Source organism: Hungatella sp. SB206 (genome assembly GCF_051132295.1).
GTDB classification, from domain to species: Bacteria; Bacillota; Clostridia; order Lachnospirales; family Lachnospiraceae; genus Hungatella; species Hungatella effluvii.
This window is the reverse complement of the sequence record NZ_CP096603.1, coordinates 2798296-2816549: the sequence shown is the minus strand read 5'-3', so window position 1 is coordinate 2816549 and position 18254 is coordinate 2798296. Positions and strand designations below refer to the sequence as shown.

17 protein-coding genes are annotated in these 18254 nt (G+C 47.9%); 4 read left to right on the top strand and 13 right to left on the bottom strand.

Annotated features, from left to right (window positions below):
• Window positions 1-44: 44 nt before the first annotated feature.
• From M1L66_RS12230 to M1L66_RS12220, 3 genes are all read right to left on the bottom strand, one after another.
• Window positions 45-1451 carry an ABC transporter substrate-binding protein gene (locus M1L66_RS12230; protein ID WP_187021010.1) on the bottom strand — a complete coding sequence of 469 codons (1407 nt, stop codon included), beginning with the start codon at window positions 1449-1451 and terminating at the stop codon, window positions 45-47.
• A gap of 31 nt (window positions 1452-1482) precedes the next feature.
• Window positions 1483-2478: a LacI family DNA-binding transcriptional regulator gene (locus M1L66_RS12225; RefSeq protein WP_187021012.1), complete on the bottom strand. Its 996-nt coding sequence runs from the start codon at window positions 2476-2478 to the stop codon at window positions 1483-1485.
• 435 nt (window positions 2479-2913) lie between these two features.
• Complete coding sequence (locus M1L66_RS12220; protein WP_187021013.1) at window positions 2914-3225, bottom strand: hypothetical protein; 312 nt, start codon at window positions 3223-3225, stop codon at window positions 2914-2916.
• Between the two features lie 212 nt (window positions 3226-3437).
• Between M1L66_RS12220 and M1L66_RS12215 the strand changes: the two genes are divergently transcribed.
• On the top strand, window positions 3438-4802 hold the full coding sequence (locus M1L66_RS12215) for an FAD-dependent oxidoreductase (RefSeq protein ID WP_434693222.1): 1365 nt from the start codon (window positions 3438-3440) through the stop codon (window positions 4800-4802).
• A gap of 42 nt (window positions 4803-4844) precedes the next feature.
• On the opposite strand, the gene M1L66_RS12210 is transcribed toward M1L66_RS12215, so the two are convergent.
• Window positions 4845-5510 carry a DUF3592 domain-containing protein gene (locus M1L66_RS12210; protein WP_434693220.1) on the bottom strand — a complete coding sequence of 222 codons (666 nt, stop codon included), beginning with the start codon at window positions 5508-5510 and terminating at the stop codon, window positions 4845-4847.
• Between the two features lie 494 nt (window positions 5511-6004).
• Between M1L66_RS12210 and M1L66_RS12205 the strand changes: the two genes are divergently transcribed.
• The gene (locus M1L66_RS12205) at window positions 6005-6256 is read left to right on the top strand and encodes a hypothetical protein (RefSeq protein ID WP_187021018.1); all 252 of its coding nucleotides are present in this window, start codon (window positions 6005-6007) and stop codon (window positions 6254-6256) included.
• On the opposite strand, the gene M1L66_RS12200 is transcribed toward M1L66_RS12205, so the two are convergent.
• Window positions 6247-6453 carry a hypothetical protein gene (locus M1L66_RS12200; RefSeq protein ID WP_187021020.1) on the bottom strand — a complete coding sequence of 69 codons (207 nt, stop codon included), beginning with the start codon at window positions 6451-6453 and terminating at the stop codon, window positions 6247-6249. The two genes, M1L66_RS12205 and M1L66_RS12200, sit on opposite strands and share 10 nt — an antisense overlap.
• A 22-nt stretch (window positions 6454-6475) precedes the next feature.
• Window positions 6476-6754: a helix-turn-helix domain-containing protein gene (locus M1L66_RS12195; RefSeq protein WP_243270233.1), complete on the bottom strand. Its 279-nt coding sequence runs from the start codon at window positions 6752-6754 to the stop codon at window positions 6476-6478.
• Between the two features lie 302 nt (window positions 6755-7056).
• On the opposite strand from M1L66_RS12195, the gene M1L66_RS12190 reads away from it, so the two are divergent.
• A complete protein-coding gene (locus M1L66_RS12190; RefSeq protein ID WP_002600234.1) occupies window positions 7057-7641 on the top strand; it encodes a DUF305 domain-containing protein in 585 nt (194 codons plus the stop codon).
• A 67-nt stretch (window positions 7642-7708) separates the two neighbouring features.
• Here M1L66_RS12190 and M1L66_RS12185 read toward each other — a convergent pair whose 3' ends face one another.
• From M1L66_RS12185 to M1L66_RS12170, 4 genes are all read right to left on the bottom strand, one after another.
• Window positions 7709-8758, bottom strand: a complete 1050-nt coding sequence (locus M1L66_RS12185; protein ID WP_434693217.1) for an ABC transporter permease subunit — start codon at window positions 8756-8758, stop codon at window positions 7709-7711.
• Window position 8759: 1 nt separating this feature from the next.
• Complete coding sequence (locus M1L66_RS12180; protein WP_434693214.1) at window positions 8760-9842, bottom strand: ABC transporter permease; 1083 nt, start codon at window positions 9840-9842, stop codon at window positions 8760-8762.
• Window positions 9839-11359: a sugar ABC transporter ATP-binding protein gene (locus M1L66_RS12175; protein ID WP_434693211.1), complete on the bottom strand. Its 1521-nt coding sequence runs from the start codon at window positions 11357-11359 to the stop codon at window positions 9839-9841. The genes M1L66_RS12180 and M1L66_RS12175 overlap by 4 nt, the downstream gene beginning before the upstream one ends.
• A 108-nt stretch (window positions 11360-11467) precedes the next feature.
• Window positions 11468-12550 carry an ABC transporter substrate-binding protein gene (locus M1L66_RS12170; RefSeq protein ID WP_434693209.1) on the bottom strand — a complete coding sequence of 361 codons (1083 nt, stop codon included), beginning with the start codon at window positions 12548-12550 and terminating at the stop codon, window positions 11468-11470.
• A 383-nt stretch (window positions 12551-12933) separates the two neighbouring features.
• Here M1L66_RS12170 and M1L66_RS12165 point away from each other — a divergent pair, with 383 nt between their 5' ends.
• Window positions 12934-14016 carry a GntR family transcriptional regulator gene (locus tag M1L66_RS12165; protein WP_187021030.1) on the top strand — a complete coding sequence of 361 codons (1083 nt, stop codon included), beginning with the start codon at window positions 12934-12936 and terminating at the stop codon, window positions 14014-14016.
• Window positions 14017-14024: 8 nt separating this feature from the next.
• On the opposite strand, the gene M1L66_RS12160 is transcribed toward M1L66_RS12165, so the two are convergent.
• Genes M1L66_RS12160 through M1L66_RS12150 form a run of 3 tightly spaced genes read right to left on the bottom strand, consistent with a single transcriptional unit; the run spans window position 14025 to window position 18218 of the window.
• Complete coding sequence (locus M1L66_RS12160) at window positions 14025-15641, bottom strand: response regulator (RefSeq protein WP_187021031.1); 1617 nt, start codon at window positions 15639-15641, stop codon at window positions 14025-14027.
• 36 nt (window positions 15642-15677) lie between these two features.
• A complete protein-coding gene (locus M1L66_RS12155; RefSeq protein ID WP_187021033.1) occupies window positions 15678-16694 on the bottom strand; it encodes an ABC transporter substrate-binding protein in 1017 nt (338 codons plus the stop codon).
• Between the two features lie 15 nt (window positions 16695-16709).
• A complete protein-coding gene (locus M1L66_RS12150; protein WP_187021034.1) occupies window positions 16710-18218 on the bottom strand; it encodes a sensor histidine kinase in 1509 nt (502 codons plus the stop codon).
• Between the last annotated feature and the right edge of the window lie 36 nt (window positions 18219-18254).

Sequence of the window (18254 nt, the reverse complement as noted above, 5' to 3'; positions counted from 1 at the left end):
TGAGTCAGAAATGGCGCTGCCATGACTGGCAGCGCCAGAAATTGTTACTGGATTGTGCTCTGCTGTTCGTCCATATAGCTGAGGGCCTCTTCCGGTGTATAGATTCCGTTAATTACACCGATCATGCTCTCCCTGTATTGATTGATAAGCTGACCAGGGATATACATATCAGGGCACGCCGCCGGGCTTTCCCAGTCATCATTCATCTTTTCCATAACCCTTGCAAATACTGGGTATTTCTCCTTGTCGATCTCACCGTCATATTTTGTAACCGGAATACTCTGATTATCTCTCGCAATAATCCCGGTTCCCTGCTCCCCATAATAAAACTTCAGGAAATCTACGATGACCGCGTACAATTCCGGATCCTCTTTCTGTACTTTAGCGGAAACACAGTAAGGATGAGCAGGTGCCTTCATGGATACATTCTGATTGCCAATCCCGTCACTGAACGTTGGTCCCCACCAGTAGTAGATGGATCCGGCCAGATCACTCTGATCGAATTTCTTGGTATCCCATACACCGGAGTTGAGCATAGCCGCCTTCCCCCCCATAAAGGCTTCCACAGACTGATCATAACTCATGGTAGTCACATTATCAGGGAATACGCCCTTATCGCGCATGTCTGCAAGCCTGTTGTAAAACTTTAAGTAATCATCATTCTGCCATTTATCCGTTCCTGCGATAATGTCGTCTATATGGTCGAAAAAACCGTATCTGCAATGCATATTTTCAAACGCCCATGCAGTGAAGGTATCTTTGGCGCCCTGTGCCATTGGGATAATATCGTTTGAGCGGAACACTTCAGTACAGTGGATAAAGTCCTCATAAGTCACAGGCAGTTCCAGACCGTACTGATCAAATAAAGCTTTGTTCAGCCATATGCCATTGGACTGAAGCTCACAGGGAATGCCGTAAATCTTGCCATCAATCTTCAGAGAATCCAGCATCCCCGGAAGAAAGCCATCCATGAACGCCTGATCAGAATTAATTTCTTTCGATAAATCGGCCAGATATCCCGCATTTGCCATCTCTACCGCTCCGCCCTGCTCCATCCAGAACAGTTCAGGAAGTGAACCATTCTGTGCCGCCATCTTAATATTACGTATCTGATCGTCAGAGGCGGTCCCCTGCAGTTCGATCGTTACGTTCGGATGTTCCTTCATATATGCCTGTACCACGGCATATACCTGAGGTGCCTGTTCCTCTACATTCGCTACGTGCTCAGCAAACACAAATTTATAAGCTTTCTCTGCTGCTCCATCGTTTCCGGCACTGCCTTCCTCTGTCTTGCTTTCAGGTGACGCCTCTGCAGTCGCCTGATTTGCTGCGGAAGACTGCTCCGCTGTTGTACCTGCTGCCTCATTTCCCTTTCCGCAGCCTGCAAACAACAATGCTGATGATACAGTCAACCCCAATACCATAACTTTCTTCCAATACCTCTTTTTCATAAAATACCTCCAAATAATTTGGCAGGCATAATCACAGCAGTATTTTTACCGATTTTCTCGCTACCAGCCGCGGGTCCAGCACCAGCCTTGCAGGCTGCTCTCCAGATCCGTTTTCCCTTTTGTTGAACTGGCTGTCAATCATCTCTGCTATGAGCCTGCCGATGGACTCGTAAGAATGTGCCACTGTAGTGATGCCGTAAACCGCTGTCCAGGGCAGATCATCATAAATGATGAAGCTGATATCGTCCGGTATGGACAAATTCATCTCGGAAAGCGCCTGGATGACGTTGATGCTGGTGGATTCTCCAACCGACAGAATTGCAGTGGGCTGCACCGCATGAATCTTTTCCTTGATCATCTCTTTGGCGCAGTCCGCATAGCTCATAAGGTACAGGCATTCATTATCCATTTCCAGTCTTTCCTCTGCAAATGCCCTTGCGTATCCAACCTCCCGCTTGACAAGAGCCGGATTAGTCTTACTGATCAGCATGATCTTCTTATGGCCACTTTGAAGAAGGTGCTTCACAGCCAGGTACGTTCCCAGCTCATCATCAATCAGCAGTGTGTCCAGATCGGGGTAAACTGTCCGGAACAGCTGAAGCAATGGAAACCGCTTTGCGTTCAGCTGTTTTATCAGCTCCCCGTCCCCCTCAGGAGACGGCACGAAAATAATGCCGTCATACTTATGAGCAATGGCTGCTTCAAAGTTCTCCCGTTCCACAGATGCACTGTTGCTGTTGTACATAACAGCAAGCTGGTATCCCTTATGTTCCAGTTCCTTGGAGGTCTCCCTCACCATGGCACTGTAAAACGGGTTCACAATCTCATCTAAAAACAACGCCACTGTCCTTTTACTTTCCTTTCCCCCTGTTCTGTTTACCGTCTTAGGTACGTATCCCAGTTCTTTCGCAGCTGCATATACTTTTTCCCTGATCTCAGGGCTGGTAAAATACGTATTGCTGTAGGCTTTGTAAACAGTAGGAACAGATACTCCGGCTAATGCTGCCACATCTTTAATATTACTCATAAACGCATCCTTTCCAGCAGCAGAAGTTACTCAAGAAATAATTATTATATATTATTAAATAATTATTTCTTTTATGTATATAATTATATTCTCATCTGCTGTATTTGTCAATATTTATATGTTTTTTATTATATTATTTGTATATATTGTACATTTTAAAGTATGTTTTTTGTAAGTAGCGTACCATTGTTTAAAATAATTATTCTTAAAACATGCGTTAAAACCAATACCTGGGGTGTTCTATGGAAATTATTGGAATAATTATATCATATATGAGAGAATTATTCAGATGTTTTTCTTAGATAAGAAAATAGAAAAGGCTGCCCTTAATCGGACAGCTTTATCTATTTTGATCCTGAGCAGTTCCATTTTTTCTGACAGCTTCCGATGTAATAACCTGGAACTGGCAGATGGTATATATAATAAGTTAACACCTCAACTGATATTGGCTAAAAACTGCCGCACCGCCTGCTCAACATTTTTACATGGCCTTCCCTGTGTCTTTATGCCGTTTTCTCCGATACAAACCACATGAAACGAATAGTTATTAATCGGAACATAGTCCATTTCTATCATGATATTGGCATCCAGATCCTGCAGCAATACCATGGTTGTCTGTGTGCTGTTAATACAGTTCTGTACTTCTGACAGGTATTCCAGACAGTCCGCCTCCTCATGAAAAGCATCTGTCAGCCTGTTCAACTTTTCGATTCTGTCCTTTGCCGTACATTTGGTATAATTCCACATAGCCCCTCCTTTTTGTGATTTTTGCTCTGCCTCAGTGTGTCAACTGGCCTTTCAGGAAATAGATATGCTGATTCCTGTATATTACTATTTTACACAATTATGGAGGTGTTTACAATAAGTTTTGCCATCAGAACCTCCACCCCTCCCCCCACATACTGTATTATAAAACAACGTTGTCCCGAACTGCGAACAGCAGCCGGCAAAAGGATGCTATGATGAATACAGATCTATGCAGCAGAATTATTCTGCCGTTCTGTCCGTCCTACGAATCGGTGAGGCAGATCTTTAACCGTTCCATACAAAAATATCCCTCCTCCATCATCTATTGCAGGAATGATGATGAGGCGGCACGGGCAGTTTGTTATGGCGCCAGGCAGAAGCAGGAAATCCGAGTGAGATCCGGCGGACATAATTATGAAGGATACTGCATCGGTAATGGTAAGATGACAGTTGATACCAGTCCTTTAAAAGGGATTCAGCTTGACAGCACCGGAACGCTCAAAATCGGCGGCGGTGTCTCCAACAGAGAACTTTACCATTTCTTGAAACAATACGGCTATCCATTTCCCAGCGGTACTTGCCCTGCCGTAAATGCAGTCGGCCTGACTCAGGGAGGCGGCTGGGGACATTCCTCCAGAATGTATGGACTGGCCTGTGACAGCCTTGTGGAAGCAGAACTCATCGATGCCTCCGGCAGGCTGATAACTGCCAGTGAAGCGTCTCATTCCGACCTTTTCTGGGCTCTGCGGGGCGGGGGAGGCGGGAACTTCGGCGTCGTGACATCACTGAGTTACCGTCTTACACCTGTAGTCTCTCATGTCACCTATGTGGACATAGAATATTCACGGGTTGACGATATAACCGCGCTCCGATTCTTTCAGACATGGCAGGCATGGACCACAGGCGACGAGATTCGTTTCACTCCCAACAGCCGCATTTTTAATTCTGCACGGGACGGGATGGGCATATTCCTGCGTGGCTTCTTCTATGGAACACCGGACGAAGCGGAGGCCGCGGTTCAGCCATTTCTTGATATCCAGGGTGCAGAGGTTTCGTTTCGCTATGTTACTTTTTGGGAAGCCACCGAAATTGACGCTTCAATTTACCCGGCTTCTGAAACGTTTCGGTTTGCAGGACGATTCGCGTATGCGGACTTTTCAGACAGCCAGATTATATCGCTCCTCAGTCTCATCAAGACCAGAGCGCAGGGTTCCTCCTATGCTTCCGTGGCACTCTACGCCATGGGCGGCAAAGTCAGAGCTGTAAATCCCTGCGAAACCGCATTCTACTACAGAAATTCCGACTTTATAATCGGAATCGAAACGGTATGGGAAGGCTGCTTCTTCGAACCGGAGAATCAGGCATGGATGGCGGCACGCTTTCCATATTTACGTTCCTTAACCACAGGTTCGTATATTAATTTCCCGTATCTGTGTACAGATCACTACATGGACGCTTACTATGGAGAGAATAAAAAGCGGTTAATTGAAATCAAGAAACGGTATGATCCGTGCAATCTCTTCCGCTTCCCTCAAAGCATCCGGGCTGACCCTCCGCCGGGGCAGCTGCCGGAATGACCGGCCATCAATGGAGTTTTAAAACAGTTGCGGCCGGTATTGTCACTTCATCCAGTTCCTCAGGAATGGACCTGCCAATGCAATGACAGGGAAGCCAACTCCGATAAACCTGAATATCCATACGAAAAACCAGGTTCCTCTCTGTTCTTTTGGAACATAAATCTTATCCGGACGCCCGGGAATATAGTGAAGCTCTACCTCCTCCCCAACAGAGACGGAGAGAAAGCCCCTCCCAAAGCTGCTGTTAGTGCTGGATTCCGAAGTAATTCTGTGTTTAGCGCCCTCTGCATAAAACTCATATATGGGGGCGTACGTTCTGTTCTGGCTGCTGCCCCGCGGTTCTTTGTCCACCACGACGGCAGTGGTCACGGCGGTGGCGAATCTGCGTCTCTTAGCGGCCTTACGACCCATGGCTGATCCGATCACCATAAATACAACAGGTACCAGGACAAAAAGAATATCTCCCATTTCCCGGTCTGCCATACCGCGCTCATACTGAACCATCATAATCACCCCAATGGCGCAGTAAAATAAACTCCACAGAAGAAAATATCCCCATTTCTTCCCGGTATTCTTTTCTTCCCTCGGCATCCCGGTATGATCTTCCCGACTCTTGACAAGTCTATAGTAATGGATCACAACAAATGCTGAGCCTATCAGTGAAATGGCTGATACTACGATAACAAAGATCCAAAGTGATTGATTCATGGCGGTATCCTCCTGTCGGCAGCGTTCTGTCGGCAAACATTTATGCCGCAATCGGGTGTATGCTGCTTCCTGTTTTTTCTCATCGGAGTCCTCTGTGCTGCTGTCAATCTGTAATTCTGGATCCATACACGTCATGTGATGGCCTTTCTCTGCTAGCAGCCTGGAAACTCTGGCGGTTCTGCCCGATCCGACTTCTAATATCCTACACACCTTATCCGATGGCAGTAACTGAATCACATATTCTGCCAACAGCTCCTGACGCGACGGCAGATTTTTATTGATTCTATAAAACTTATATATAGATAGTTGGAGGGGAAGGATTAAAATTATATATCATTGGTGCCTGTCTAAAATTACAACTTGATAAAATCTTGAAACGGAATATCAGCATTTGACAGAATTGTTTTGAGAACGTAGAATGAAATAAAATACAAAATAATTTAATAAAAAGGAAAAACACGATACTATTGGCAAATATACAGGGAGGTGCCTCTATGAACGATAAGATTAAAACTGCTTTGAGCTCTGAGAAATCAATGACTGTTATAAATCTGCTTTTTCTTTTGTCGCTGTTCATTCGTAACCGCGGAATCATTTTTATTGCATATATCGCATGGATCGTTTTTCTGATCTGTTTTATTAAGAAAACCTCTTCCAAGGCCGTTAGGGCTGCCAACGGAATATTTCTTATCTTTGCGGTTGCGATGATTGTGATAAATCTGTATTTCATGATTAGTTATAGATAGGAAAAAAGGGACTTAAGATGTTGGTTTTTAAACGTCGTTTGGGAATGGTTTGCCTGATCGTACCAGTCTGTAAATGCCCGGCGAAGTTTCACTCTCAGTTCCGCATTCTTCGGATTCAGCACCCAGCCAAGAACATTATCTTTTCCATTGCTGCAGCTCTCTTCTATTAATTTTATTCCCTCTTCATATCTGCTCATTGTTTAACTCCTCCTGCTAAATTTATCGTTCGTGAAACTCACAAAACCGGCAACTCATCATCTCTTCGCCGATCAAGGGCACACCTTCGTCTACCATCCTGTAATTCAGGGATAGATCAGGCTTGTCATTATTCATTAGGCCTACGGGCTTGTCCCGGTATTGCGCCGGTGTAATGCCACAGGTCTCCCTGAATGCCCGTGTTAAAGTCTCGTGTCCGCCGAAGCCGTATTCCACCGCAACGTTTAGGATGCTGTTTTCTTTGTTTCTCAGAGACTCGCATGCTGGGGCCAAACGCCGCATCTGGATTTCCTCGCCAATATGTTCCTCAATATAGTTTAAAGTCCTTTGTATGGATTCCCACGCATGCATAGCAGCACCTCGCTTCTCACTATACCATAATTTTCAGACAGATGCGTGACCGTGTCTGCCCTTTTTCTATTCGGTGTTCCTTCCGGCATACTCCATTCTTGAGGACATCTGGATATCACGCTGTTTTTACCATCATACCATATCGAACGTATGTTTGCAATCAGAATATGCTCTGATTCTATATCAACCGCCTCCCCCTCTGCATACCCTATATAGAACTGGAGGCGTAAATAATGATGAGACAAGAACAGCTAAGCATCGTAACAGACAAATACTTAACCTGCTTTAACAACATACTGGACCAAATGATACAGCAGATGAACAGTGCCCAACTGAGCAACAGTATTTCCTATAATTTTATTGTTCAGATGATTCCCCACCACAAGGCAGCAATCGAGATGTCCTGTAATCTCCTGCAGTACACTACCCTGGTACCACTGCAGGAAATTGCGTTAAATATCATTGAAGAACAGACTAAAAGCATTGAGAATATGGAGGCAATCCGGAACCGCTGTCAGATGTTCTGCAACCCGCCGCAGAAAATCGAACTTTTCCTTTGTCACTATAAGCAGATTACACAGACTATGTTCGATGATATGAGAAATGCATGTTACACAAATGATATCAATGCAAATTTTATTCGCGAAATGATCCCCCATCACAGAGGCGCCATCCAAATGTCACGGAATGCCCTGCAGTTTCCAATCTGTCAGGAACTGAAGCCGATTATCCAGTCGATTATCGTGTCGCAGCAGAATGGGATTCGGGAAATGGAGTGTCTGCTTAAATGTATTGAGAAATGTGACAGACCGTGCTGACAAAAAACTAACACACCAATCCCCGGGTCCGAACACCCGGACCGGGGGATTGGCATCCACTTCTTCCTTATACCCTTTTCTTCTTCCGCGCCATAATCATACTCTGCACCACCAAAAACAGGCACAGCATGGCGGCCACGGTAATTCCCGTCCACCACGCCTGATCGAGGCCGATGGAGGAAACGATATTTTGAATCGTGCTGAGTGACAGCACGCCGACAAACGTACCGGCGATATTGCCGACGCCGCCCGTCAGCAGCGTTCCGCCGATGATGGAAGACGCGATTGCATTCATCTCCATGCCCATGGCGTGAGAGGCCGATCCGGAGCCTACATGCAGGAAATAGACGTAACCGCCGATCCCCGCCAGAAGGCCGCAGAGCAAATGCGCCAGAAATCTGGTCTTCTTTACATCGATTCCAAGCATCAGAGCGCTCTGCCTGCTGCCGCCCACCGCGTAAAAATTCCGCCCGGCCTTCGTCCATTTCAGGATGCAGAACAGGATAATCACCACCAGAACGGCGACGATCACGCCAATCTCCACATAGGCGTTAATGTATTTTCCCAGCTTGTTTACCGTTCCGAGTCCGGGTACATTGATCCGCGTATCTTTCAAAGCTGCAAAGCCTTCATTGGCCACATTAAACGGAGCCGTATGAACAATCGTCGTCATGCCTCTGGCAAAGAACATCCCCGCCAGTGAGACGATAAACGGCTGGATATCCAGATAGGCCACGAGAAAGCCCTGTACCGCGCCGAATGCCAGACCGATTCCCAGTGCAATCAGCAGGGAGGCAAAGACACTGCCTCCGTGATAATCCAGGTATACGGCGCAGCTCATGCTGACCAATGCGACGACGCCTCCCACGGAGATATCGATTCCGCCGGTGATCATAACGAGGCTCATGCCGCAGGAGGTAATGATGAGCGCTGCATTCGCATTCAGAATATTAAAAAACGTCTGGGGCTTTAAAAACCCCTTTTTCAGAAATATCATGGCTCCGATATACATGACAAGGAAAACCACGATCGTAATGAGAAGCAGCAAATTCGTGTCAGTCAGCCTTTTCGGCTTATTTGGCAGCGCCTGGCTGCCTGCTTTTTTTATATTTGACATATCAGGCGACCTCCCTCTGTTTTCTTAAACTCTTTCCGAGGCTGAAAATCTTCTCTTTTACAGCCGGGGCGCTGATGACGACCAGCACAATGACGACCATGGCCTTATAGGCCGGAAGGGCATCCGAGGAGACATTAAACTTATAAAGGGTTGTCGTGAGGAACTGAATGACATAGGCTCCCAGAATCGACGCCATAATATTAAACTTACCGCCGCTTAACACATTTCCGCCGAGGGCGACCGCCAGGATGGCATCCATCTCGATATCCTTGGCAATGACCGAATAGTTGATGGTGGAGAGACGGCTCGTTTTAATCAGGGCCACAACCGCTACACACAGTCCCAGAATAACGAAGCTCAGCCATTTGATAAACGCAGGGTTTAAACCGTTCAGCCTGGAGGAACTGGCATTAATTCCGACAGCCTGGGTATATAAGCCCAGATTCGTGAACTTTAACACCAGCATGGCGATGATGACGCATACCACTGCCAGGAAAAATGGAGTGGGGATCGGAATTCCCGGAATAAATCCGCCGAAATACGTAAAAGTCTTATCCGTTACGATAGGAAGCTCATTGTTATTGATCCACGCGGCAATGGAACGGCCGGCGGTATAGAGGATCAAAGTCGCAACCATGGGCTGGATTTTAAAGATGGCTACCAGCACGCCGTTGAACGCGCCAAATATCATGGCGACCAGGCACGCGGCCAGAAATGCCACGATGATCGGAGCCCTAAGCGTCCCGTCTCCGCCCAGTCCCACGAGGACTCGCAGAATTACGGAGCCTGCGATAGCCACAGCCGCGCCGACGCTGATATCCTGTCCACCGGAAGCCGCCGTAACCAGCGTCATGCCGATAGCCAGAATGGCCACCTCGGAGCCATAGTCGAGAATCGTCATCACATATCCGGTTAAAACAGGGTCTCCGCCGCTGTTGGTTCCCAGTGTGATTTTGAAAAACGCCGGGTCAATTACCAGGTTAAATACCGTCAGCAGCAGAAGCGCCGCAATGGGGATGAAAATCTGCTTTCTGAATAAACCGGCAAACGCATTTGATATCGTTGTACTCTTCTTCCCTGTCATTCCATCTCACCTCCGGCAATGGTTTCCATAATTTTAGCCTGATTCAGTTCCTCACCCGACAGCTCTCCGACCACTCTGCGGTCACGCATGACGATCAAACGGGAGCACGTGTGAAGCATCTCATCCGTTTCAGAAGAAATAAAGGTGACGCTCATTCCCTCCGCGGCCAGCTTTAATACCAGCTTCTGTATTTCGATTTTCGTGCCAATGTCGATGCCGCGGGTCGGTTCGTCCAGGATCAGATATTCCGGATGGGTCAGCAGCCAGCGGGCAAGAATGACCTTCTGCTGGTTTCCTCCGGAAAGCGACTTAATCGGCGTATCCGCGGACGCGGTCTTAATTTCCAGCAGTTTGATGTATTCGTCTGCAAACTTATTTGCCTCCGCTCTGGAGAACGGCCGGAAAAATCCTCTCAGCACCTGTGCCGCAAGGATAATATTGTCTCTCACGGATAGGTCTCCCACGATGCCGTCGTTCTTGCGGTCCTCCGGAAGGTAGGCAATCCCATTTTTCATGGCGTCCAGAGGCTTAGTCATCTTCACCGTTTTTCCGTTCTTTTTCATCGTTCCGGCGATCACCCTGTCTGCGCTGAACATGGCGCGTACACATTCACTCCGCCCGGAGCCCAGAAGGCCGGTAAAGCCGTTGACCTCACCTTTTTTGATGTAGAAATCAAACGGCTTGATTCCCGCATCGCTCTGAAGACCCTCGGCCTCAATGACACGCTCGTCAGCGCCTTTATAGCCTTCTGTCTTCTCCCGGATATTTTCCATATCGTTCAGTTCCTTGCCGAGCATCTTCGCAACCAGCTTCACCCTCGGAAGCTCTTCTATGACGTATTCTCCCACCAGCTGACCGTCGCGCAGAACCGTGATTTTATCGCATACCTCATAGACCTGATCCAGGAAATGGGTAACAAAGATGATGCCGACGCCCCTCTCTCTTAAATCCCTCATAAGACCGAAGAGCTTTTCCACCTCCGATTCGTCCAGGGAAGATGTCGGCTCATCTAAAATCAATACCTTGCAGTCCATGTCAACTGCGCGGGCAATTGCTACCATCTGCTGAATTGCTATGGAGCAGTCGGACAACTGCTGGGTGGCCCCTGCCGGAATCCCCAGTTTGTCAAGAATTGCGTCCGCATCCGCATTCATCTTCTTCCAGTCCATCATCTGCGATTTTCCGCGTCCGATGTACATGTTTTCAGCCACCGTAAGATTGGGGCACAAGGTAATCTCCTGATATACCGTGCTGATTCCCAGATTCTGTGCGTCACGGGGAGACTTGATAACCGCGGCCTTCTTCATGCCCTTTAAATAAATTTCGCCTTCATCCTTTTCATATACACCCGTCAGCACCTTAATCAGTGTGGACTTTCCCGCTCCGTTTTCACCCATCAGCGCGTGTATCTCCCCTTCGCACAGGGTAAAATCCACAGCCTGCAGCGCGCGTACTCCCGGAAAGCTCTTATGTATATTTCTCATTTCCAATACAGACTTCTCTTTCACCAGCGCCATTCACTCCTTTTTGTAGGGAAAGAGCGCAAAGCGTTCATACGAATATCAGTTATGCCGCGCTGCACTCTTTCCATTTTCTATCCTGTAAACATTTTATTGTCTTGTCGCCTAAATTCCGTATTTTTCAACGTCTTCTGCCGTAATGGTTGTGGCGTCGAAGCCCTTCTCATCCATGATGATAGTCTTCTCGGTAAGCGTTTCCCCATTCTGAACCTTTTTGATGATTTCATCGATGTAGGCAGCCTGGAACGGGTTACACTGTCCGTCGTAGTTCCAGTTCTGATCCAACAGTTCCTGAAGCGCCCATTTATTACAGTCAAATCCCATGATGATTACGTCCTTGCCGACGCCGTGGGAAATATTTGCCTTGTCCAATGCGGCTACGGCGCCTTTAGCCATATCGTCGTTCTCTGCGTAGATGACATTGAATTTAGAGCCGGAATCGATGACTGACTGAACGATCTGCTGTGCTTTCTCGGAGTTCCACTCTGCGGTCTGCTGTGTAATCAGATTCCAGGAGTCGTCGGCCGCTACCTTAGCGTCGAGAGCGCCGGTACGTCCCTGCTGTGCCGCAGAACCCATAACACCCTGAATGTGAATTACGTTGTACTCGTCTAATCCCTGGTCAGCCAGCCAGTTTACTGCTGTCTCGCCTTCCTTGTTCATATCGGAAACAATAGATGCCAGATATAAGTCCTCGCTGGCGTCGATGGTACGGTCAAACAGGATTACGCCGATTCCCGCGTCCTGTGCATCTTTTAAAACGCTGTCCCAGCCTGAAGTGTCTGCCGCGGAGAGAAGTAAGTAATCCACTTCGTCCTGGATAAACTTCTGAGCCGCCGTAATCTGCTCGTCATTCTTTAAGCTGTAGGCAAAGGAGGCGTCATATCCGTTTTCCTTCGTAAACATGGCCTTCATATCTGCGTCGTTCGCGGTTCTGTATCCGGACTCGTTGGGGTCGTTGTTGATGATGCCGACCTTGATCAGTTCCCCATCCGCTGCCGCAGGAGCCGGCGCCTCTGTCTCCGCCTTTGCAGCTTCGGCTGCCGCAGGAGCCGCTGCTTCAGTTGCCGCAGGCGCCTCGGTCGCTGCTGTCGTTCCTGCTGATGATGTCTTGGAGCTGCTGCATCCGGCCAGGCTCGCCGCCACCATGGATACTGCCAACATTGTTACGAGAGTTCTCTTTTTCATTTTCTTACCTCCGCTTTTTTATAATTGATTTCCTCCTGGGATTCGTTTCTCCCTGTACCTGTATCTTACCAGCGGCGGCACTGTGATTCAATTTGTAATCCCTTGTATTTATGCGGTTTGGAAGTTATTTACAATACAAATTTATGGTGATATAATCAAAATACAATACAAGTTGTATTCTTTGGTATGATTTCTTACAAAACAGGTGGAAATTTTAAGATTCTGCCATTTTTCAGGGATCAGATGTGGGGAATTTTTGTTGTGCATATTGACTTTCAAGAAGATAAAACGTGGATTTTTTATGATATTTATACATTTTCTTACGTTTATCCGGGGAACAAATCAGGCAAATTTTTCATAAAATCGGGAAAGGTAAGGATTCTATGACTGTAAAATACAAATGGGTCGCGGAGCGTCTGGAACTCATGATAGAGAAAAACATTCAAAATGGAATTCATAAGCTGCCGTCGGAGCAGGAGCTCTGCACGAAATATCACGTAAGCCGTCAGACCATCCGCATGGCTCTGGGGCTTCTGGAGGAAAAGGGCTTCATCGTCAGAAAGCAGGGAAGCGGTTCGTTCCTTACAGGACACTCCTCCAGACCTCAGGGGAATGTCATCGGAATTCTCATTTCCAGCGATCAGGAATACATCTATCCCGGCGTAATCCATGATATCCAAAACACGCTTTCTGAACATGGTTTCAAGGGCCAGGTCTTTACAACGGGTAATTCCATCTCCAGAGAACGGGAGATCCTGCTTCAGCTTCTGAAAAACCCTCTGCGCGGAATCATCGCGGAGGGCTGTAAAAGCGCGCTTCCCAATCCCAATCTGGACCTGTACCGCAGGCTGATCAAAAAGGGCTGTCAAATCGTGTTTCTCTATAATTATTATCCGTCCCTCACCGGCTGCATCTTTATCAAAGACGATAACTATTCGGGGAGCGCCCTCTTAGTACGCCATCTGGCCGCTCAGGGCCATACGGCCATCGGCGGTATCTTTAAATCTGATGATATGCAGGGAATCGAACGATATCAGGGTTTCACGGAGACGCTGCGCGACTTGGAGCTGCCTGTCTCCGACCACAGCATCTGCTGGTACGGCTCCCATGATTTAGACCGGCTGCTTCACTTAAAAGATACACAGTTTTTAAAGGAAATGGCGGCGGAGTCCCTTTCCTCCTGCACCGCAGTCGTCTGCTATAACGACATCATCGCCTACTATCTGGTGAATGAACTCCAGTCCGCAGGCTGCCGGCTGCCCGAGGACATGGCCGTGGCCGCATTTGATCATACGTATTTCAGCAATTCCAACATTCTGGCAGTAACCACTCTCTCCCACGAGCCCCATGAGATGGGGACAAAGGCGGCGGAGGCTGTAATAAAAAAACTGAGCGGGCTTCCCGTGTCTTCACAGGAAACCCGCTGGAAACTGAACTTAAAGGAAAGTACTCAGACTGACCGGTGATGCTCCGGTCAGTGCTTCTTTTCTGCACGGTATTCTCTCGGACTGCATCCCTGCAGCTTTTTAAAGACGAAGCTGAAGTAATGGGAGTCCTTATACCCCACCTCCTTCGCTATCTCACCGGAGTTTTTGTCCGTCTGCTTTAACAGCTTTTTCGCCTTTTCAATCCGTTTTTCCGTCACGTATTCAACAAATGTTTTCTGCATGTTCTGGCTGAAGATAGCGCTTAAATAGCTGGCGCTCATGCCGATATTCTCGGCCACTAGGTTAAGGGACAGCGTGTCGCAGTCGTAATGATCGTCTATATAATCCAGTGCCTTCTTCAACATTTTCCCGCCCTGGCAGCTGTTGATCCGGTCACGAATCCCCATCGCGGTCTCCAGCATGCCTGCAAAGTATTCGAAAATCTCGCTGTCCTCGCTGCGGATCATCTGCACCGCATGCTCGATCTCTTCTAAATACTCCGCCTGATCCGCGCCGATAGACTCCAGGAAAGCAACGACGGCAAATCGGATATTCAGGATCACATAGCTGCGGAACATCCTGGATTTTAAGGCATTCTGAATGTTGTAAAGATAGGATTCCACGAAATCATGAATCTCCTTATCTTCTCCCCGTGACAGAAAGTCGCGGATAATCTCCGGATCCATCTGCATAAAATCCACCGTGCCGATATTCTTTTCGCCCTGTCCGGCCAGACAGTCCGAAAGCGTCATTTCCGACAGCACATGGAGACCCGGCTTGATAAACCGGTAGGCAAAATAGTGGTTCGCATCTTTATAGCACTGAGGCAGCATGCTCAAACGCTCCACCTCCGTTCCCACCGCAACGTACCATTCCAGGTGATCCTCCTCCGGCGCACAGACCTTTTTTAAATGGGCCAGGCTGTTCTCTGTCAGCTCCTCCATCTGAGACTGCTCCGATTTGATCAGAACGCCATAGCAGCTGACATTGAAACGGAACAGAATATACTGGGGATGCCGCAGAAAATAGTGAAATACCTCCTCCTGTTTTCTGATCAGCCGCTCCCGGGACTCCCGGGATGATACCTCGGCTTTCTCATAGATTGAGAAAAGCAGTAGATTGTAACAGGAGGCCGTAAGCTGCAGCGACTGGGCTGCCGCCTCCTCGTAGATCTCCTTCACCGAAAGCTTCCCCTCCAGAATCTTCTCAAAGAATCTCCGAAGCGAAAACTGTTCAAATTCCTGCACCTCATCCTGGTATTGGGCCTGATAATCCTTCTGCTCCATCCCCTGCTCGATTTTTTCCTTCATCTCCAGCAGGACGCCGCGGAGAGTCGTTCTCGTAATCGGTTTCAGCAGATACTGGTCCACTCCCGCTTTGATCGCCTGGCGCGCATATTCAAAATCATCATAGCCGCTGATGATAATGATCTTTATCTTGGGAAATTCCTCTTTCACGATTTCACTCAAAGAAAGGCCGTCCATAAACGGCATCTTAATATCGGTGATCAGCAGATCCGGCTTCAGTTTCCGGATCATCGGAAGCGCCATCTCCCCATCTCCGGCCTCTCCCACCAGTTGAAACCCATACTGCTCCCACGGAATTTTATCCCGAAACCCTTCCCTTATGACGCTTTCATCTTCCACCAGAAATACTTTTAACATTTGCTTCCTCTTTTCCATTCACAAATCCGTTTCCCATCAATAAGTCCTCTTCTCCAGGGCGTCCTTCACATTTTCCTTTGTAAATACTGTCTCCGGAACAAAATACAGCTTTGCCACGGCCTCATTGTTCTCCAGTTTTCTGATGACCGTTTCAACGTATTCGCCCTGATTGGGATTGCACTCGATGTCCGCGGTAACCAGCCCTTCATCCACCAGCTGCAGTCCGCTTTTCACCGCGTCAAAGGAGATGACCATGATGTCTCCGTCCTCTCCAGCCGTAAGCCCTGCATTCTGTATGGCCGTCAGAGCACCGAAGGTCATGTCGTCGTTTTGTGAGATCACCACATCGATATCTTTGTACCGGTGCAGCAGCGTTTCCATCTCTTCCTGTCCTTTTGCCGTTGTAAACTCCCCATCTGCCTGCTCCAGGATCAGCCAGTTATCGTGGGCTTCTGCGACTTCATTGAATCCGTTCGTGCGGCCGATCGTGGCCGTCGCTCCCTCGGTTCCCTGTAAAACCACGATGCGGATGCTCTCCTCCTGCCTGTGCTGCTTCGTCAGGTACTCGTCCAGTATATTTCCGGCCATTCTCCCCTCCTTGTAAAAATCGGAGCCGATCCAGGTCGTATATAATGACTGATCGCTGAGATTCACTTTACGGTCGATTAAAATGACTGGAATCCCTGCCTCCTTCGCCTCCTGCAGCACAGTCTCCCAACCGTCTTCCGTAATAGGAGAAAACACAATGTAATCCACCCGCTGGGAGATAAAGCTCCGAAGTGCCTTAATCTGATTCTCCTGCTTCTGCCTCGCGTTATTGAAGATCATAAAGTATCCATTTTCTTTGGTAAGGACATTTTGAATGGAAGCCGTATTGGCAGTTCTCCACACGGATTCACTGCCTACCTGAGACACTCCCACCACGATCAGATTTTCATCGACTGTATTTTCTGTATCTTCCGTCCCGTATTCTTTTACACAGCCGGACAGAATCAGAATCAGGAACAGCAGAGGAATGAAAAAAATATGTATTTTCTTTGCCGGTATTTCCATATGTACTTACCCTTTCTATGCTTTCCGCAGCAGACTCTCATAAATTTTAATCGCCGGTATTGTAAGTTCCACAATGGTCCCCCTTCCCTTTTCAGACTGAATCGTCATTCCGTAGCCGGCACCGAAATACATGCGGATCCGCTCATTTACATTTGCCAGGCCAAATCCTTTTTCCGTCTCACGGCAGGGGCGTTCGATTTCCCTTCGCAGCTGCTCCAAGTCTTCCGCATCCATACCGATCCCATTATCACTGACCGCCAGGTGGAGGACCTCTCCGGTTTTCTCACAGCTGATATGGATGCAGCCTCTGGAGCGCTTATATTTTATGCCGTGATATAGGGCATTTTCAACCAGTGGCTGCAGCGACAGCTTCAGAATCTGATAATCGTACAGCTCCTCGTCAATCTGGATATCATACTCCAGGATGTCCCGGTACCGTCTTTCCTGAATCTTTAAGTAACTGCTGATATGCTGCTCCTCTTCCCTGAGCGTAATAATCTCTTTCCCCTTGCTGAGCACCAGCCGGAAAAAGCTGGACAGGGACACTACCATGTTCACCGCCTCATCCGCCTTCTCATCCTCGATCAGCCAGACAATCGTATCCAGGGTATTATACAGGAAATGGGGATTGATCTGTTCCTGTAAAAGGCGCAGGTCCAGCCGCCGCATCTTCTGCTCATCCTCTTTGATCTGCCCGATCAGTGTCTGCATATTGGCCGCCATATCATTAAATCCGCTGGCCAGAATCTCGATCTCATCTTTCGAACAGACGTCGGCCCTTGCTGATAAATCGCCCTCCGAGACCTGTCTGGTCGCATCATACAGCACTTTAACCGGCCTCAGAATACCGGTTGTAATCCGCCATGTCGCTATAATCGTCAAAACCACCAGAAACAGCACCAGGAGCCCGCACACGATGATAAAGCTCTGCATCTGCTGCTTCAAATTCCCTGTGACCACCTCCATGGCCTTCGTCTGGTAATAGATATAATACTGGATATCATCCTGAATCAGTTCTGTCAGGATGTAGATGTTATTATCCAGCTCCTGGATATTTTCATCATACCGCCCGCCGATTCTGATGTTCTCGAAAATATCATCCACCCTCTTTTCCAGGGTGTCGATATTCCGTAAAAGGGTCTCCAGCCACACGCGGCTCTCCGTCTCCGTGGTGATATCCTTCAGCTTCGTAAACTCCGCCCGCAGCTCTCCGATTAAGGCATAGGGATCCTTTAACGTCTCGTCCTCAGAAATATTTCCAAAGTCTACATATCCCACCACAAGCTTATAGAGGCTCTCGTCCATCTCATCTTTAAAATTCAGATTGTAATTATTGGCAATGGTCATATCGCTGACGATCTTATCGTACACCCTGCTGTACTGAATCATGGAAACCAGCAGAACGACCACCACAATGAAAAATGGCAGGACAATCGCCGCCGCAAGCATCAATATTTTTTTGTTGATTGAAAACCGGATCGGGCTCTTATTCGAACCATTTTGCCACAAAGCGTCACGTTTCATCTGCTTATCCCCTAATCTGATTTTAATACATTTTTT

Coding starts and splice junctions, on each gene's coding strand:
- M1L66_RS12230 (WP_187021010.1), bottom strand. CDS start 1,451: ATGAAAAAGAGGTATTGGAAGAAAGTTATGGTATTGGGGTTGACTGTA.
- M1L66_RS12225 (WP_187021012.1), bottom strand. CDS start 2,478: ATGAGTAATATTAAAGATGTGGCAGCATTAGCCGGAGTATCTGTTCCT.
- M1L66_RS12220 (WP_187021013.1), bottom strand. CDS start 3,225: ATGTGGAATTATACCAAATGTACGGCAAAGGACAGAATCGAAAAGTTG.
- M1L66_RS12215 (WP_434693222.1), top strand. CDS start 3,438: ATGATGAATACAGATCTATGCAGCAGAATTATTCTGCCGTTCTGTCCG.
- M1L66_RS12210 (WP_434693220.1), bottom strand. CDS start 5,510: ATGAATCAATCACTTTGGATCTTTGTTATCGTAGTATCAGCCATTTCA.
- M1L66_RS12205 (WP_187021018.1), top strand. CDS start 6,005: ATGAACGATAAGATTAAAACTGCTTTGAGCTCTGAGAAATCAATGACT.
- M1L66_RS12200 (WP_187021020.1), bottom strand. CDS start 6,453: ATGAGCAGATATGAAGAGGGAATAAAATTAATAGAAGAGAGCTGCAGC.
- M1L66_RS12195 (WP_243270233.1), bottom strand. CDS start 6,754: ATGCGGCGTTTGGCCCCAGCATGCGAGTCTCTGAGAAACAAAGAAAAC.
- M1L66_RS12190 (WP_002600234.1), top strand. CDS start 7,057: ATGATGAGACAAGAACAGCTAAGCATCGTAACAGACAAATACTTAACC.
- M1L66_RS12185 (WP_434693217.1), bottom strand. CDS start 8,758: ATGTCAAATATAAAAAAAGCAGGCAGCCAGGCGCTGCCAAATAAGCCG.
- M1L66_RS12180 (WP_434693214.1), bottom strand. CDS start 9,842: ATGACAGGGAAGAAGAGTACAACGATATCAAATGCGTTTGCCGGTTTA.
- M1L66_RS12175 (WP_434693211.1), bottom strand. CDS start 11,359: ATGGCGCTGGTGAAAGAGAAGTCTGTATTGGAAATGAGAAATATACAT.
- M1L66_RS12170 (WP_434693209.1), bottom strand. CDS start 12,550: ATGAAAAAGAGAACTCTCGTAACAATGTTGGCAGTATCCATGGTGGCG.
- M1L66_RS12165 (WP_187021030.1), top strand. CDS start 12,934: ATGACTGTAAAATACAAATGGGTCGCGGAGCGTCTGGAACTCATGATA.
- M1L66_RS12160 (WP_187021031.1), bottom strand. CDS start 15,641: ATGTTAAAAGTATTTCTGGTGGAAGATGAAAGCGTCATAAGGGAAGGG.
- M1L66_RS12155 (WP_187021033.1), bottom strand. CDS start 16,694: ATGGAAATACCGGCAAAGAAAATACATATTTTTTTCATTCCTCTGCTG.
- M1L66_RS12150 (WP_187021034.1), bottom strand. CDS start 18,218: ATGAAACGTGACGCTTTGTGGCAAAATGGTTCGAATAAGAGCCCGATC.